This window comes from Actinoalloteichus fjordicus, assembly GCF_001941625.1.
Taxonomy (GTDB): domain Bacteria; phylum Actinomycetota; class Actinomycetes; order Mycobacteriales; family Pseudonocardiaceae; genus Actinoalloteichus_A; species Actinoalloteichus_A fjordicus.
Genome location: NZ_CP016076.1, coordinates 4,983,189 through 4,999,657, shown reverse-complemented (window position 1 = coordinate 4,999,657; position 16,469 = coordinate 4,983,189). Strand labels below are relative to the sequence as shown.

Genomic DNA, 16,469 nt, shown 5'->3' with positions numbered 1-16,469 from the left:
GAGCGTCCGCGGTCGTGCCGGAACCCCATGAAGGAGGGGGAGTGTCCAGCCTGACCGTCGGAACATCCGGGTCGACGGACTCGGAGGGCCGAGGTGCGGACGGCGACCCGGCAGCATCACCCGGTGGTGGCGGGCGGCAGAGCCTGCGGGATCGGCTCAACCGCTGGGACGTTCGCTACTCGCCGTACCTCTACATCGCGCCGTTCTTCGTCATCTTCGCCATCGTGGGCCTGTTCCCACTGCTCTACACGAGTTACGTCTCGCTGTTCGACTGGAGCCTGGTCGCCGACGACCCCGTCTTCATCGGGCTCGACAACTACGTCGCGTTGATGGGCGATGCCAGGTTCTGGCAGGCCATGGTCAACACGATCAGCATCTTCATCCTCTCCACCGCCCCGCAGCTGGCGATGGCCCTGCTGTTCGCCGTGCTGCTGGATGCGCACCTGCGGGCTCGAACCCTCTTCCGGGTCGGGCTCCTGCTGCCCTACGTGGCCAGCCTGGTGGCGCTCGGCATCATCTTCGGCAACCTGTTCAACAGCGAGTACGGCCTGATCAACGGGTTGCTGGGACTGGTCGGCATCGACCCGATCAACTGGCACTCCGACCGGTTCGCCAGTCACGTCGCCATTGCCAGCATGGTCAACTGGCGGTGGGCCGGATACAACGCGTTGATCATCCTCGCCGCGATGCAGGCCATTCCCCGCGACCTCTACGAGGCCGCCACGGTGGACGGGGCCGGTCGCTGGCGACGCTTCGTCAGCGTGACCCTGCCGATGCTGCGACCCACGATGATCTTCGTGGTGATCACCGCGACGGTCGGCGGTCTCCAGATCTTCACCGAGCCCAAGCTGTTCGCCGTCGTCCCCGGTTCCAACAACGGTGGTTCGACCGGCCAGTTCCAGACCGTCACGCTGTTCATGTATCAGCAGGGCTTCGAGAACTTCGATCTCGGCTACGCGTCGGCGACCGCCTGGGTGCTCTTCCTGGTGATCGTGATCTTCGCTTTGATCAACTTCTGGCTCACGCGCCGCATATCGAGTACGGAGGGTCCACGATGAGCGTCCTGAGTGCGCCGAAGCCGGCGCGCAGGCGACGAGGGCAGGACCCCGGGTCGATCATCGGCAAACCGGGATTCCTGACCTACGGGCTGCTCATCGCCTTCATCCTCGGCTCGGCCTTCCCGCTGTACTGGTCGTTCCTGGTGGCCAGCCGGGACAGCTCCTTCACCGCGGAGCAGCTCCCGCCGATGTGGCCGGGCGGGAACTTCTTCGCCAACGCGGCGCGGGTGTTCGACACCGCGCCGTTCTGGCTGGCGCTGGGCAACAGTTTCCTCGTGGGCGCCATCGTCACCGTGTCGGTCGTCTTCTTCGGCACGCTGGCGGGCTATGCGTTCGCCAAGCTGCAGTTCAGGGGCAACAACGCCCTGTTCGCCTTCGTCATCGCGACGCTGCTGGTGCCGACGCAGCTCGGCGTCATCCCGATGTTCATGGCGATGGCCGAACTCGAGATGGCCGGCGAACTGGTCGCGGTGATCCTGCCCAACCTGGTGACCGCGCTCGGCGTGTTCTGGATGCGGCAGTACCTGATCGCCGCCGTGCCGACCGAGCTGTTGGAGGCGGCCAGAGTGGACGGGTGCAGCATGATCCGCACCTTCTGGCACGTGGTGCTGCCCGCCGCCCGCCCTGCTGCGGCGATTCTGGCCCTGTTCACGTTCATGACCTCGTGGAACGACTTCCTCTGGCCGCTGGTGGTCCTCGACCCCTCGAACCCGACCATCCAGCTCGCCCTGGAACAGCTTCAGAGCGGCTACTCGGTCGACTACTCGCTGGTCCTGGCGGGTACCACGCTGGCGACTCTGCCGATCCTGTTCATCTTCATCGTTCTCGGGAAGCAGATCGTCTCCGGAATCATGCAGGGAGCTGTCAAGGGATGACGACATACGAGGTGAACGGGCAGGCCGAGGAGATCTCGGCGACACGGCAGCGGAGTTTTCCCGCCGACTTCCTGTGGGGCTCCTCCACGGCGGCCTTCCAGATCGAGGGCGCCACCACGGAGGACGGCCGCACCGACTCCATCTGGGACACGTTCAGTCGCACGCCCGGCCGGGTGCTCAACGGCGACACCGGAGACCCGGCCGTCGATCACTACCACCGGATGCCGCAGGACGTCGCGTTGATGCGGGACCTCGGCTTCAAGGCCTACCGGTTCTCGGTGGCCTGGCCTCGGGTCCGACCGGACGGCGGCGCGGTCAACGAGGCGGGCCTGGACTTCTACCGCAGGCTGGTCGACGAGCTGCTCGCCAACGACATCACGCCCTGGCTGACGCTCTATCACTGGGATCTGCCGCAGACCCTGGAGGACCGGGGCGGCTGGGCGGAGCGGTCGACGGCGTATCGGTTCGCCGAGTTCGCCGACACGGTGCACGCCGCACTCGGTGACCGGGTCGAGCACTGGACCACGCTCAACGAGCCGTACTGCACCTCGCTGCTGGGCTATTCGGCCGGGGTGCACGCGCCGGGCAGGCAGGAGCCCTCCGCTGCCGTGGCCGCCGTGCATCACCTGCTGCTGGGACACGGCCTCGCGGTCTCGGCGATCCGTGCCCGCGACCCCAAGGCTCAGCTGGGCATCACGCTGAACCTGTATCCGGTCGACCCGATCAATCCGGCCGACCCGGCCGACGTCGACGCGGCCCGCCGGGTGGACGGCCTCCAGAACCGCGTCTTCCTCGACCCGCTGCTGCGTGGTCAGTATCCGGACGACGTGGTGGCGGACCTGGCCCCGTTCGCGCTCGCCGAGCGGATTCAGGACGGCGACATGGCGACGATCGCGGCACCGTTGAACATGTTCGGGGTGAACTACTACACCCACCACCTGGTGGGGGCGGACACGGCGAACGCGGAGAACTCGGCGCCGCACACTCCTGCCGGTTCGGCCTGGGTCGGCGCGGGCGAGCTGCGCTTCGCCGACGCGGGCCTGCCGGTGACCGACATGGGCTGGGAGGTGATCCCGGACGGACTCACCAGGGTCCTGCGCAGGCTGCACGAGGAATACGCGGTCAGCGCGATCTATGTGAACGAGAACGGCGCGGCCTGCCCGGACGTGATCAACGACGCCGGTGAGATCGACGATCAGGATCGCATCGAATACCTGGACGGCCACCTGCGGGCGGCGCTGGCCGCCATCGACGCAGGCGTTGATCTACGGGGCTACTTCTGCTGGTCCCTGTTGGACAACTTCGAATGGGCGTGGGGTTATTCGAAGCGCTTCGGTCTGGTGCATGTGGATTACCAGACGCAGGTGCGAACGCCGAAGAACTCGGCCAAGTGGCTGTCCGCCGTGATGCAGGAGAACGCGGTGCCTGCCGTGCAGGCGACGGACGAGCAGTGAGTTCCCGGCCGCCGCTGCGGCGGCTCGCCTTCCGGCGCCTGCTCGAGCTCTGAGAGCCTGTCTTTGATCCTCCTCCGTCGCAACAGGAAAGTGGGGATTAAAGACAGGCTCTGAGAGGCGTCTGTGCAGTTCCGTGCCGGTGTGAGCGATCCGCTCACACCGGCACGCTCGTCGTCGGTCTGACGCGGGGATGGAACGACCTCCGGATGCACGGCCGCGCCGATACGGCAGGACCGCCGTGTGACGGGGAATGCGGGAGCGCTCCCATCGAGCTTTTCTCGGGAAATTTCAGGGCGGCGAATCATCGAATAGGATGGTCGAATTCGAGGGTCGAATGCGGCCTTCCCGTCGCGACTGGGCCGTTCGTCGGAGGTTTCTCGACGGCATTCGGTGGAATGGACACTGCTGAAGGTCGGGAAAAGCAGCCAAGTCTTTACTTTGTATTTCGCGCTGGCTACCCTTCATTTGGGAGCGCTCACAGGTAAGCGACATCACGTTGCGAGAACCGGTGAGAATCGACTCTGGTTCGTGCTTCGACGAGGAGGCAGCCGTGCGAGACGGCGTGTTACGAACCCCGACGTCACCGGCGGGTGTGCGGGTTACGACCGCCACCACCCTGGCGGGCGCGGCGGGTGGACAGGCGGGCGCCCGACCTGCACCCGCCCCCCGCCAGGCCCTCGGGAACGGCCCTGGGACGCCCTGGTGCGACGACCGGCCGTCTGAGACGGCGCTCCCCGTCGACGAGCGACTGAACCTGCGCAGACGCCCGGCGCCGTCCGACCGCGACTCGGCGACCAGGCAGGCGCGGCGCGACGGACCCCTGCTCCTCCTCGGCGGGCGGCGCCGAGTCGAGGCGACGCTCGGCCTGCTGATCGACGCCGAGATCGGCGTGGACGTCGGCGTCGACCTCGACGGTCTTCGTCGCCTCCGTCCCCGCCTGCTCGGTCTGCCCGGTGCCACCACCGGCAGACGACGGCTGGGGTCGACACCCGCCGACTGAACTCCTCGCTCGGCGAACCTCCCCTGCAAGACCCCGGTGCGGGACGCGACCGCGCTCCCAATGGCGTCCCGCACCGGCCCCTGCCGTGTCCACTCGAACGGAGGTGATGCCCCTTTTCAGCGAAGGAACACTGTCCGTCCCGGCTTCCAGACATGCGGACAGCGGCGGACCCGGTGAACGAGCCCCGGTTCGTTCACCGGGTCGCCTGCCGAACCCGATCGGTAGTGGGCGGACCACGGCTCGACCGCGGTGTCTCCCCACCAGGCCATGCGGAACTCTGTAGCGCAGAAACGAGGAGACCATGAGATCCGACAGGTTGACGCGGTGGTCGAAGAGACCACTGCCCGCGGCTGCGGCGGCGACGCTGCTGGCCGCCGTGATCGTGCCGATCACGGCGCCCGCCGGAGCCGCGCAGAACGTGCAGTGCAGCGTCGACTATCAGATCACCAACGAGTGGAACAGCGGCTTCGGCGCCGAGGTCTCGCTCACCAACGAGGGCAGCACCCCACTCAACGGCTGGTCGCTGACCTGGACCTACCCCGACGGCCAGCGGGTGACCCAGGGCTGGAACAGCCAGATCACCCAGTCCGGCGCGGTGGTGACCGCCCGCAACGTGTCCTGGAACGGCACCGTGGCGCCCGGCGCTTCGGCGACCTTCGGCTTCAACGCCTCGAAGGCGAGCACCAACACCGCGCCCGTCGACTTCGCCGTCAACGGCGCCACCTGTGGTGATCTCGGCGAGCCGCCCGTGGACGAGCGAACGATCGTCAGCAGCCGCTCCTCGCTGTCGGTCCGGCAGGGCGAGTCGGCGTCCTTCGCGCTGTCGCTGGCCGCAGCGCCGCAGAACAACGTGAACGTCCAGCTGACTCGGACCTCGGGCACGGCGAACCTGTCGCTGGGATCGTCCTCGCTGAGCTTCGGCCCCGGCAACTGGAACACCGGCAGGCCCGTCACCGTCACCTCGGCGGACTCCGACGCCGCCCCCGGCACCGCGACCTTCACCGCGACCGCCGACGGCTATGCCCCGGCCGTGATCGTCGTGCGCGAGATCGGCGCGGCACAGTCCGACTACGAGGCAGCCTTCCTTGAGCAGTACGAGAAGATCAAGGACCCGGCCAGCGGATACTTCCGCGACGTCGGCGGGCTGCTGGTGCCGTATCACTCGGTCGAGACGTTGATCGTCGAGGCTCCGGACCACGGGCATCAGACCACTTCGGAGGCCTACAGCTACTACCTGTGGCTGGAGGCGGCCTACGCGAGGATCACCGAGGACTGGGAGCCGTTCAATCGGGCCTGGGAGTCGTTGGAGACGTTCATCGTCCCCGGCTCCGAGGACCAGCCGACGAACGCGGCCTACGACCCGAGCTCCCCGGCGACCTACGCGGGCGAGTCGCCGACGCCCCGCGACTATCCCTCCCCGCTGGACGCGGACGTGCCCGTCGGCGAGGATCCGCTCGGTGCCGAGCTGACCTCCACCTACGGCGACTCCGACGTCTACGGGATGGCATGGCTGCTGGACGTCGACAACGTCTACGGCTTCGGCTTCTGTGGTGACGGCAGCAGTGACGAGCCGGTCTTCATGAACTCCTACCAGCGCGGCTCCAACGAGTCGGTCTGGGAGACGGTGCCGCACCCCTCCTGCGAGACGTTCGACTTCGGCGGGGAGAACGGCTACCTCGACCTGTTCACCGGCGACGAGCAGTACTCCGAGCAGTGGCGCTACACCGCCGCCCCGGACGCCGACGCCCGCGTGGTGCAGGTGGCCTACCTGGCGAAGTCCTGGGCCGAGGCGCAGGGCCAGGGCGACGCCGTCGCCGACACGGTCGCCGACGCGGTGAAGATGGGCGACTACCTCCGGTACTCGATGTACGACAAGTACTTCAAGGAGATCGGCGACTGCACCGACCCGATCACCTGCCCGGCGGGCAGCGGGAAGAACAGCTCCCACTACCTGCTGTCCTGGTACTACTCCTGGGGCGGCGCGCTGGCCAGTGCGGAGTACCCGTGGTCGTTCCGCATCGGCGGCTCCGGCGTGCACCAGGGCTACCAGAACCCCATGGCGGCCTGGGCGTTGTCCGAGGCCGACGGCATGGCCCCGCAGTCGCCGAGCGCTCAGCAGGACTGGGCCCAGAGCCTGGACCGGCAGCTGGAGTTCATCCAGTGGCTGCAGGCTCCCGAGGGCGGCATCGCGGGCGGCGCGACGAACAACTGGGAGGGCCGGTACGCCGAGCCGCCCGCGAACAGCGCCACCTTCTACGGGATGTACTACGACTGGCAGCCGGTCTGGAACGACCCGCCGAGCAACCGGTGGTTCGGCTTCCAGGCCTGGGGCATGGAGCGCATCGCCCAGCTCTACGACGTCACCGGTGACGAGCGCGCCGGTGAGATCGTCGCCAACTGGGTCGACTGGGCCATCGCGAACACCGAGGTGGGCACCGGCGGCGACTTCGCCGTCCCGTCCGATCTCGACTGGAGCGGTCAGCCCGACGACTGGAACCCCGACAACCCCGGCGACAACTCCGGGCTGAGCGTCGAGGTTCTCAACCACACCCAGGACGTCGGCGTCACCGCCTCCTACGTCAAGACCCTGCTGCACTACGCGGCGGAGTCCGGCGACGCCGAGGCACGGGCGACCGGCGAGGCACTGCTCGACGCGCTGCTGGCCAACGAGACCGACATCGGCATCTCGGTCCCGGAGACCCGCACCGACTACCAGCGTTTCGACGACGCCTACGACGCGGGCACCGACCAGGGCCTCTACGTCCCGGAGGGTTGGACGGGCGCCATGCCCAACGGCGACGTGATCGACTCGGACGCCACCTTCGGCTCGATCCGGTCCTTCTACGAGGACGACCCGGACTGGCCGCAGGTGCAGGCCTACCTGGACGGCGGCGACGCGCCGACCTTCACCTATCACCGATTCTGGGCGCAGGCCGAGATCGCCACGGCCTTCGCGCTGCACGCCGAGCTGTTCGGCGCCGCCGAATGAGGTGAGGTGAGCGACTTCGGTGCGGCCGACGGGTGACGGCCGAGCCGAGGGAAAGGACCGGCCCCGCACTCCGCGCCATGTGCGGGGCCGGTTTCCGTGCGCTGCGCGGTGTGGCCTGCTGTGCGGGGGCGGGCTCGTTCCACGCCCTCGCCTCGGTGCAGTCGAGGCCTGCCCGGCCGCGCCCTCCGCAGTCGGCCCGAGCCGCCGCTCCGCCGCTCAGCCTCGGCGCTCGGGTGCCCCGTCGGCCGGGTCCGGTGCGGTCTCCCCGGTGCGCCGCAGCGCCAACAGGGCGATGTCGTCGTCCTTGCCGGTGCCGAACTCCGTGATCAGATGTTCGCAGAGGTCGTCGAGGTCCTCGCTCTCGGCGGCGGAGGCGGCCGCCTCCGCCAACGCGGCCATCGCCTCGTCGAGATCGGTGACCCGGTCCTCGACCAGGCCGTCGGTCAGCAGGATCACCGTCGTGCCCACCGGGATGCGCACGCTCGTCGAGCCGGGGCGGTCCAGGGCGATTCCCAACAGCGGGCCGCTGACCGGCGCGAACCTGGCGCCGTCCGCGTCGACGAGCAGCGGCGGGATGTGTCCGGCGTTGGCGACCGCGGTCTCGCCGGTCTCCGTGTCGATGAGCAGCAGACACATGGTGACGCAGAAGTCGGGGTGGTACTTCAGCATCATCCGGTTGAGCAGCTCGAGGATCACATCCGGCGGATGACCCTCGACGGCGAAGGCCCGCAGGGCGTGGCGCACCTCGCCCATGATCGTGGCCGCCTTGATCGAGTGGCCGGTGACGTCGCCGATCGCGACGAGCAGCTCGGAGCCTCGCTCGGTGACCTCGTAGAAGTCGCCGCCGATCTCGGCGTTGCTGGTGGCGGGCACATAGCGCACCGCCATGTCGAAGTCAGGCCGCCGGGGCAGCAGCGTGGGCAGCAGACTGCGCTGCAGGGTCAGCGCGAGGCTGTGCTCCGCCGCGAAGGAGCGCAGCCCGCCGACGGCGAGGGCGAAGGTCCTGCCGAGCTGCCACAACAGCTCCTGCTCCTCGATGCCGTGACCCCGGACCGCCGTGATCGCCAGGCACACCGGGGGGCCGTCGGGCTGCCACTGGCAGAGCATCACCCGCGTGTCGTCCTCGGTGGGAGTGGAGGGCACCTCTGCCGACCACGTCGCGCCGTCCAGCACGACGGTCGCGATGTCCTCGGCAGCCTGCTCGGCGTGATCGCCGAGTCGTTCCAGGAGGTCCGACGGCACGATACGGGTGGTGACCGCGCCCCCGGCGCCGTCGACGACTGCCAGCCTGCACCAGCCGTCCGGCCGCAGCGCCAGTGCCGAGGCCCGACCGGGGAAGATCGCGGTCAGACCGAGCGCGGCCGCCGCCACCACGCCGTCGAAGTCGGTGGCCGAGTTGATCGCCGCCATCGCCTGGGTGAGGCCGCCGAGTCGGTCGACGCGCTCCTCGGCGAGGGCGAGTTCGCTGGAGTGTCGCCCTTCGGCGACGGCCATGGCGCCCGCCCGCCGCAGGGCCGCCTCCACGGTGGCGAGCAGCTCGTCGGGGTCGACGGGCTCGGCGAGATAGGCGTCTACGCCCCGGGTCATGCCCTGCGCGCGTTCGCCGCCGGTGGTGGCCTCCGAGGCCACGTGGATCACCACGGTGTCGCCGTGGGAGGGGTCGGTCTTGATCCGATTGAGGATGTCGGCGCTGTTCATGTCCGGCAGGTCGACGGCGAGGACGACCAGGCTGAAACGCCGCTGCTCCAACAGCCGCAGACAGTCCGCTCCGGTTCGTGCCTCGGCGACCCGGTGGCCCGCCTGCCCGAGTCTCCTCGCGATCGCCCGGTGCCTCGTCACCGACTCGCCGACCACCATGATCCCGGCCCGGGTGTCGTCCTCGACGGTCTGACGGGCCGCTGCGGCCATCGACGGGCCTTTCTCGGGACGCGGCGAGGCGGGTGGCAGCAGATCGGCCGATTCGCCGCGAATCGGATCGCCTTCGCGGGGGCGCGTGGCGAGCGGGGAGGGATTCTGTCGGCCCGGCCCGTCGGAGGTCATCCGTGTTCCTCCACGAGGGTCGAGTGCGCCGCGGCTGCCCGACGTGCAGGCTCGGTCCGTCGCGAACCGACACGATCAGGGCCTCCAAGCCTAGCAAGGGCGGCTCGACTCACCCACGCCCTGAAGTCTCGACGTCCTCGGTCTGCCTGCCGAGCCTGCCTGCGACCAGGGCCGGTGCGCAGAGATCCCGCTGAATCTCGACCGAGGTCGCCAGCTCCTCGGCGGTGACGTCGTCGACGAAGCACACCTCGCCGATCCCCAGCGGCAGCGGAAGCCGCTGTCTGCCGTCTCGATGGCGGACCGTGTCGGCCAGTGCGCGCACGAGGAGCTCCGAGTCGAGCAGCGGATGGAAGCAGGGCAGTTCCAGCGTCCGCATGATCGCGAGGACCCGGTCGCGCTCGGCGACGGTGACCAGGCCACGACGGCAGGCGAGCACCGTGGTCAGCGCCATGTCGACGCAGACGGCCTCGCCGTGCAGCAGGGCGGGCAGCGCACTCATCTCCAGGGTGGGACTGAACGTGTGGCCGTAGTCGACCCGACGTTCGAGGTCGTCCTCCCAAAGGTTCGGGGTGAGTTCCGCGAGCATGCCGTCGACGGCGCGGCGCAGCGCTGTTCGTGCGGCGTCGTCGCCTGCGGGAGTGAGTCCCTGGAACCTCTCGTCGAGCAGGGCCGCCCCGTGGCGCTCCAGCAGTTCGAACAGCGCGAGGTCCTTGATCAACGCGATCTTCAGGATCTCGCCGAGCCCGTTGCTGATCTGCCTGCGGTCGAGCGTGCCGAGGAAGGTCCGGTCGAGCAGCGTGAGGTCCGCCGGTGCATACGTGCCGAGCCGATTCTTGTGTCCGTTGAAGTTCACCCCGGTCTTGACGCCGATCCCGGCGTCCACCAGTCCGATGAGCGTCGTCGGCACCCGCAGGAACGGGGTGCCCCGCCGATAGAGGCTCGCGGCGAGCCCGGCGACGTCCAGCAGGACGCCGCCGCCGATGATGATCACCGGCTCCGAACGGCGCGCGATGGCGAAGGCGTCCAGTCGCTCCAGCACGCGGGCGGCGGTGTCGAACTCCTTGCTCGCCTCGCTCGCCGCGAGGACCGTCATCGCGTAGTCGACGCCGTGGTGATCGAGATAGCCGCGGATGCGTTCCCCGTGCACCCGGTCGACCTCGTCGTCCACCACGACGAAGCGGCGGGGACTGCCGCCGTCACCTCGGCCGCCCGCCTCCAGGACGTCGGTGTGGTCGAGGTCGAAGACCCGGTCTCGGATGCGCACCTCATAACGGACCGACCGGTGTGCGTGGACCAGCCACGAGTCGCGCTCGCCGTGCGCGACCGGCCCATCGGCCTCGATCCGGGGGAAGGGCACCGCGTCGTCGTGGTGGGTGCCGGTGGCGAGGCCCGGTCTGATGTGTTCGGGAGAGACGCTCATGGGGCTGTCGACCTCCAGTCGGAGCGAACGGGATGCCTGAGCCTCGGCCGGGGGCGCGGCCGCCGAGGCCGACTCGATGCGGTGGCGTGGACGTGCGGTGGCGGTGGACGGCGGCGGGGTGGACGCTCGGCAGCCGTGAACTCCGGCATCCCCGGCCCGCCGGGACCGTTCCGGTCGGTTGCGGTTCCCCACCACGCGGCAGCGAGGCGTCCGACGCCGGGTCCGCCGACGCGGGCATCGTGAGCGGCACGAGCCCCGCAGGCAGTGCCCGGCATCGCCGGGGAGAGTCGCGAGGCGATGTGGTCCGGGAGTCGATTCGACGAGGCCCAGGCCTGGCCCGCCTGCCCGTCCCGGCTCGAGCATCGGGCACCAGCCGGGCCGTTCATCGGACGGCGTCGGGCCCGAGATCGGCATCCGACCCCACGAGACGCCGGCCGACAGACCGGCCGCCGGTGCCGCGACGCGAGCCGAGGCGCACGCGCAGCAGCGCGCTGCCCGGCATCGGATCGACCCGCACGGCGCGCAGGTCGGGCACCCGATCCAGGCCTGCGGTCACCGGCGCGTCCAGCGCGCCGACCACGACCGTGCGGGCGCCTGCGGCGAGCGAGGCGGTGACACCCGCCTCGGCGTCCTCGAAGACGAGTGTCGAGTCTGCGGGCACCCCGAGCCGGTGCGCGCCGACGAGATACCCCTCCGGGCTGGGCTTTCCCGAGGCGACGTCCTCCGAGGTGATCACGATCGACGGCAGGCCGAGCCCGGCGGCGGCCATTCGGCGCTCGGCCAGCCGTCGGCCCGCCGAGGTCACCAGCGCCCAGCTCCCCTCGGGCAGCGAGGCGAGCAGTGCGCCCGCCCCCGGCACCTCGACGACATCCTCGGTGTCCTCCGTCTCCTCGATGTCGATCCACCGCGCCTCGGCCGCGACGTCGACGCCGTCGGGGGCGAACATCGCGACGGTCTCGATCGTGCGGCGGCCGTGGGAGACGGCGATGATCCGTTCGACGTCCAGGCCGTGTCGTTCGGCGAAGTCGCGCCAGGTCCGCTCCACGACGGCCGTCGAGTCGACCAGCGTCCCGTCCATGTCGATCAGGAGGGCGGACACGACATGGCCGAGGTCGGCGTCCGTCGCCGCCCGAGTCGTCGTCTCCTGCGGTTCTGACCGGTTCGTCATGTCGTCTCGATCGTGCTCGGGACGAACCAGGCTGCCCGCCGTCGCAGCTGATCGACCTCGCGGGCGAGACGGTCCGCGTCGCCGTCCCGGTAGTCGTTCTCCGACACCAGTACTCGGACGGGGACGTGCTGCTCCCGCAGGGCGACCAGCGTCTCGGTCACCATGGTCGAGTCGAGGTCCGCACCCGACGGGCCCGCATCGGGTGGGGGCTTGAGATGGACCTGGTCGGCGAGCAGCTCCGAGGTCGCACCGATCAGTTCGATCGGGTGCAGGCCCGCCGCGACGAGGTTCGCCGGGTCGAGCACCAGTCGCAGCGCGGGGGAGTCGACGGCCTCGGCGAGCCGCCGCGCCTGGTGCGCGCCGAGGACGTTCTCGCTGCCCAACAGGAGGCCCCGTTCCGCCGCCGCGCGCGCGGCCGCCCGCAGCACCGCCGCCGTGCGGGCGAAGGCCTCCGGACCGTCGATGACGCTGCGCCCGAAGCTCGGTGCGAAGGCCAGTGGCGCACCGAGGGCCTGTGCGGCGTCGAGCAGCCGTTCGAAGAACAGCCGTACTCGGGTGGCGTCGTGGCTGTCCGCCCGCGCGGTGAGCCCGATGTCGTTGAGGTGGTTTCCTGCCACGGCCAGCACCCGGACTCCCGTTGCCTCGACGGCATCCCGGACGGCATCGAGGCGCCCGGGGGCGTCCAGGCGCGGCCCGCGACCCGGCCCGCCGAGGTCGAGTTGCACGCCGTCGACCCCGACCTCGCCCGCGCGCCGCACCGCGTCGGGGCCGGCCTCCGGAAGCCGCCAGTCGACCAGGCCGACCGCGCAGCCGTCGCGGTGACGTCGCGCTGGACTCACGCCGAGACCGGCCTGCTCTGCGAGACCGGCAGCCGGTCGTAGGCCGACCACCAGTCGCCGTCGCCGTTCACCACGAGGCTGTCGCCGTGGTAGCCCGCGCCCGCGGTGACCGCGAGCTGCCGGGCCACGCCCGCGAAGTCCGAGGGCTGCATGTATCCGCTGTAGTCGAAGTCGGCAGGCCTGCGCCGTCGGATGCCGGGGCTGTCGACCATGCCCGCAGGCAGGACCTGCACGATGCGGACCCGCTCGGCGTCCTCCTCCCTGGCCACCGAGTCCAGCAGTGCCTTCGCCGCGGCCTTCGACGCGGTGTAACCGGAGCGGCCGGGGCCCGCGTTGAACACGACCTCGGAGGACACGCCCACGAAGAGCCCGGGGTCCGCCGCCCGCAGCGCAGGCAGGGTGGCCGCCAGCGTCAGCCACAACCCGGTGACGTTGACGTCGAGCTGCTCCCGCCATTCCCGTTCGCCGACGTCGCAGAACAGGGCACGGCGCTCGCCGTAGTAGATCGAGGAGAAGCACACCGCGTCGAGCGGACTCGCGCTCAGCGCGGCGAGGCGCTCGCGCGCGGCGCGGGTCTCGGTGAGATCGATCCGCTGCCAGGACAGCAGTTCCGATCCCGGCCCCATCGGTCGGGTGCGGCTGCCGACGATCACCTCGGCGCCTGCGGCGGCCCAGGCGTCGGCGATGCCGCGCCCGATGCCGGTGGAGCCGCCGATGACGACGGCACGCCGTCCGGCTAGCGGGTTCTCGTTCGGACTGATCATCTGGCTGTCCTTTCGTCTCACCGTGGGACGTCCGGATGACGTCCCGCTACCCGACCCGCCGTGAATCTGATGGCGAGCTTCACGAGCCGCCTGCCGTCGACGACGCGGTTCCGCGAGCGGGCCAGCAGCCGCAGCACGCCGACGGCGCCGTCGAGATCGGTCTCGTGCGTCACCAGCTCCCGATAGCGCTCCGGGTCGCGGGCGAGCTCTGCCGCGGCGTCGAGCAGGTGGCGGTTGGCGACGCCGCGATGTCCGAGGATGCGGACTCGTCGTCCCGCCGCGCTGGTCACCGACGCGATCGCGATCGGGTCCGGCAGGCCGCCGCAGTTGGCGGCCCGTAGCGCCACGAGGTCGACGCCGGGCAGCATGGCGCTCCGCGTGCCCGGCGGCAGACCGCCGACGACGTCGATGACGAGACCGCCGTCGAGCGGCATGGCGAGCACGGCGTCCAGCGCGCGGATCGTGGCATCGCGCGGGGTCGCCAACAGCACCGCGACGCCGCCTGGACCGGGCCGCAGATCGGTGAGCCGCCCGTGGTCGACCAGCACGTCGGCGCGATGCCTCCCCGCCTCGCTGAATCGCAGGCCCGCCGGTGTGTGGTGGACGAGCACCGTGCGCACCGCCGGGCCGAGCCTGCGGCGGGCCGCACGGACCGCGAGGTGGCCGACGGTCCCATCCCCGATGATCACCAGGGTGCGTACGTCGAACGGGGCGAACGCCTCCAACGCATAACCGGCCACCGCGAGCGGCTCGAGCAGGGGCGCCAGCCCGGGATCGGTGGTGGCGGGCAACGGCAGGACCAGCCCGCCGCGCACGGCCGTCGCGGGGACGAGGGTGCGTTCCTGCCACAGGCCGTCGATGTTGTGCCCGAGCAGGAAGGACGGCTCCGTCGGATGGGTGGGGTTGATCACGACCAGCGTTCCGGCGGTCAGTTCGGGATCCGTCCCGACGCCGACGGCCGCGATCCGGCCGATCCCCTCGTGGCCGATCACCGTCGCCGGGTCGGCACGGAGACCGCGAAGGAGCTGGATGTCGGTGCCGCACACGCCTGCCACCTCGGTCGCGATGCTGAGCTCGCCGGGGCCGGGGATGATCGTCGGTCGGTCGGCGACGGCGAGGGCGGTGGCGGTGGCGGTGCGGACGATCGCGCGATGGGTGCCCGTCCCGCTGATCGAGACGGCGGCGGGCTTCGTCGCGACGGGATCGATGCCTGCTGCCCGGTTCACGTCCGGACCATCTCGCCGTCTCGCAGCCGGTGCAGTGGTCGGCCCGACTCCGCTGCCAGCGCGGCGAGGCCCGCTCCGACGAGGCCGTCGGCCTCGGTCGGCAGGCAGACGTGGATGCGGTCGGCGATCCAGCGGGGGGCGCGTTCGCCGGTGATGTAGAGCCCTTCGGCGGCGAGATGGGCGAGCAACGCGGCCCGATAGTGCCTGCCGAGGCCCACCGCGACGCCGCCGGTGAAGGCCACCAGGTCGAGCTGCGGATCGAGGCACAGGGCGGTGCGCACCACGTCGGCGACGGGACGGGTGGCGGCCGCGAGCAGTTCCGAGGCGAGGGGGTCACCCGCGTCGAGTGCGGCTGACAGGGCGGTCTCGAATGCGGCTGCCTCCTGGTCCTGGGCTGGTGCGGTGTGGTCCGGTTCCGTGCGATCTGATCCGGTGGGGTTCGGTCCGCTGTGACCCGGACCCATGCGATCCGGCCCTCTGCGATCCGGCCGGGTGCGGGCGGCCTCGGCGAGTGGTGAGCCGGTGTGGTCCGCTGCCGCGAGGTGCGCCGCCGCCTCGACCGTCGCCGCGTCGAAGCCCGACGTCCCCTGAGCCGCTGTCGTGATCCCCGCCCGCCGGTCGCCGGTCGCCCAGGGGCCACCTGCGGCGAATCGTGCCGATCCGGGCACGAGATCCGCCCGGTGATCTCCTGGCGCCGCGACCACGCGCCCGGCCCTCGCCCCTCGGGTGTGCAGGAACTCCGCGAGCCTGCGCAGGCCGGGGCCGGAGGAGAAGGCTGCCAGGTGGCAGGCCACACCGCAGTCGCAGGTCAGCTCGACCGGCACGCCGTCGAGGAGCAGGGTCGAGGGCAGGTGCCCGATCTCGCCTTGAAGTCCGCAGCCGTCGACGGCGATCTCCCCGGTCCGCCGATCGAGGATGCGACAGGCGATCCCGGTGCTGACGGTCGTCAGCAGCACCTTGCGGCAGTCCCGGGCCGCCGGGCCCGAGGCGAGATGCAGCAGCGCGGCGGTGACGTCGTTCAGCACATGCCAGCGCACGTCCGGGCGCGCGGTGCGCAGCGCCGCCCGGAGGTCGAACGAGTCGGTGTGCGCACCCCACAACGGCGCCGAGGCGTAGACGGTGCCCGTGTGATGGTCCAGCGCCGCACCCAGGGAGACGCCTGCGACGCCGTCCGGCGGCACCTGATCGGCTATCGCCCGGATCAACCGTGTTCGAAGGTCGGCCGCTGCCACGCCGGGGTGCCGAGTACGGCTCGGCGACGGCGTCCGCCGGATCTCGGCCAGACCGTGCCGCTCGGTCCAGCTCGCCCGCCGCAGGTGCGTTCCGCCGACGTCGAAGACCGTGATCGGGCGTGCGGTCACGTTCGACACAGCAGGGACCCCCGTACGGTGACGATGTACACGCTCGATCACGCATGCTAATTCGGGTCGGCGGCTTCGGCAGGACCACGAAATGAGCCGACCGGGCACCGACGATCATTCCGCCGTCGTCGCCGAGAACGTGTCGGGATGCGGGCGTCTCCCGCGCCTCCGGTCAGGTCGACGGCGATGTTCCCGGTGGTGGCTGCGCGTTCGCGGCCGGTGGGATCGTGTCGATCCGTCGACTTCGGCCCTGGTCCGCGGCGGCGGAGGAACGG

At 70.6% G+C, this 16,469-nt stretch carries 12 protein-coding genes; 5 read left to right on the top strand and 7 right to left on the bottom strand.

Features of this window, described 5'->3' with window-relative positions; translation table 11 throughout:
• The first annotated feature begins 50 nt into the window (after positions 1–50).
• The 5 genes from UA74_RS21140 (at position 51) to UA74_RS21120 (ending at position 7,376) form a co-directional block, all read left to right on the top strand.
• Positions 51–1,058 (top strand): carbohydrate ABC transporter permease, encoded by a 1,008-nt coding sequence (locus tag UA74_RS21140; protein ID WP_075744056.1) that lies wholly within the window; start codon positions 51–53, stop codon positions 1,056–1,058.
• Positions 1,055–1,933: a carbohydrate ABC transporter permease gene (locus UA74_RS21135; protein WP_075741813.1), complete on the top strand. Its 879-nt coding sequence runs from the start codon at positions 1,055–1,057 to the stop codon at positions 1,931–1,933. Before UA74_RS21140 ends, UA74_RS21135 begins: the two co-directional genes overlap by 4 nt.
• Entirely contained in the window at positions 1,930–3,387 is a 1,458-nt protein-coding gene (locus UA74_RS21130) for a GH1 family beta-glucosidase (RefSeq protein ID WP_075741812.1), read from the top strand. Before UA74_RS21135 ends, UA74_RS21130 begins: the two co-directional genes overlap by 4 nt.
• A gap of 550 nt (positions 3,388–3,937) precedes the next feature.
• On the top strand, positions 3,938–4,387 hold the full coding sequence (locus tag UA74_RS21125) for a hypothetical protein (RefSeq protein ID WP_157434354.1): 450 nt from the start codon (positions 3,938–3,940) through the stop codon (positions 4,385–4,387).
• Between the two features lie 301 nt (positions 4,388–4,688).
• Positions 4,689–7,376: a glycoside hydrolase family 48 protein gene (locus UA74_RS21120; protein WP_075741810.1), complete on the top strand. Its 2,688-nt coding sequence runs from the start codon at positions 4,689–4,691 to the stop codon at positions 7,374–7,376.
• A 216-nt stretch (positions 7,377–7,592) separates the two neighbouring features.
• Here UA74_RS21120 and UA74_RS21115 read toward each other — a convergent pair whose 3' ends face one another.
• The 7 genes from UA74_RS21115 to UA74_RS34130 form a co-directional block, all read right to left on the bottom strand.
• Positions 7,593–9,416: a fused response regulator/phosphatase gene (locus tag UA74_RS21115; protein ID WP_157434353.1), complete on the bottom strand. Its 1,824-nt coding sequence runs from the start codon at positions 9,414–9,416 to the stop codon at positions 7,593–7,595.
• Between the two features lie 109 nt (positions 9,417–9,525).
• Positions 9,526–10,836: a sedoheptulose 7-phosphate cyclase gene (locus UA74_RS21110; RefSeq protein ID WP_083683444.1), complete on the bottom strand. Its 1,311-nt coding sequence runs from the start codon at positions 10,834–10,836 to the stop codon at positions 9,526–9,528.
• A 382-nt stretch (positions 10,837–11,218) separates the two neighbouring features.
• Entirely contained in the window at positions 11,219–12,004 is a 786-nt protein-coding gene (locus UA74_RS21105) for an HAD-IA family hydrolase (protein ID WP_075765296.1), read from the bottom strand.
• Positions 12,001–12,843 carry a sugar phosphate isomerase/epimerase family protein gene (locus tag UA74_RS21100; RefSeq protein ID WP_198042805.1) on the bottom strand — a complete coding sequence of 281 codons (843 nt, stop codon included), beginning with the start codon at positions 12,841–12,843 and terminating at the stop codon, positions 12,001–12,003. Before UA74_RS21100 ends, UA74_RS21105 begins: the two co-directional genes overlap by 4 nt.
• Positions 12,840–13,607, bottom strand: a complete 768-nt coding sequence (locus tag UA74_RS21095; protein ID WP_075741807.1) for an SDR family NAD(P)-dependent oxidoreductase — start codon at positions 13,605–13,607, stop codon at positions 12,840–12,842. Before UA74_RS21095 ends, UA74_RS21100 begins: the two co-directional genes overlap by 4 nt.
• A 17-nt stretch (positions 13,608–13,624) precedes the next feature.
• Entirely contained in the window at positions 13,625–14,833 is a 1,209-nt protein-coding gene (locus UA74_RS21090; RefSeq protein WP_198042804.1) for an alcohol dehydrogenase catalytic domain-containing protein, read from the bottom strand.
• The gene (locus tag UA74_RS34130; protein ID WP_269466415.1) at positions 14,830–16,194 is read right to left on the bottom strand and encodes an ROK family protein; all 1,365 of its coding nucleotides are present in this window, start codon (positions 16,192–16,194) and stop codon (positions 14,830–14,832) included. Before UA74_RS34130 ends, UA74_RS21090 begins: the two co-directional genes overlap by 4 nt.
• Between the last annotated feature and the right edge of the window lie 275 nt (positions 16,195–16,469).

Excerpts from the sequence above, each read along its gene's own strand:
- UA74_RS21130 (WP_075741812.1), top strand. The coding sequence starts at position 1,930 with ATGACGACATACGAGGTGAACGGGCAGGCCGAGGAGATCTCGGCGACA.
- UA74_RS21120 (WP_075741810.1), top strand. The coding sequence starts at position 4,689 with ATGAGATCCGACAGGTTGACGCGGTGGTCGAAGAGACCACTGCCCGCG.
- UA74_RS21105 (WP_075765296.1), bottom strand. The coding sequence starts at position 12,004 with ATGACGAACCGGTCAGAACCGCAGGAGACGACGACTCGGGCGGCGACG.
- UA74_RS21110 (WP_083683444.1), bottom strand. The coding sequence starts at position 10,836 with ATGAGCGTCTCTCCCGAACACATCAGACCGGGCCTCGCCACCGGCACC.
- UA74_RS21095 (WP_075741807.1), bottom strand. The coding sequence starts at position 13,607 with ATGATCAGTCCGAACGAGAACCCGCTAGCCGGACGGCGTGCCGTCGTC.
- UA74_RS21115 (WP_157434353.1), bottom strand. The coding sequence starts at position 9,416 with ATGACCTCCGACGGGCCGGGCCGACAGAATCCCTCCCCGCTCGCCACG.
- UA74_RS21135 (WP_075741813.1), top strand. The coding sequence starts at position 1,055 with ATGAGCGTCCTGAGTGCGCCGAAGCCGGCGCGCAGGCGACGAGGGCAG.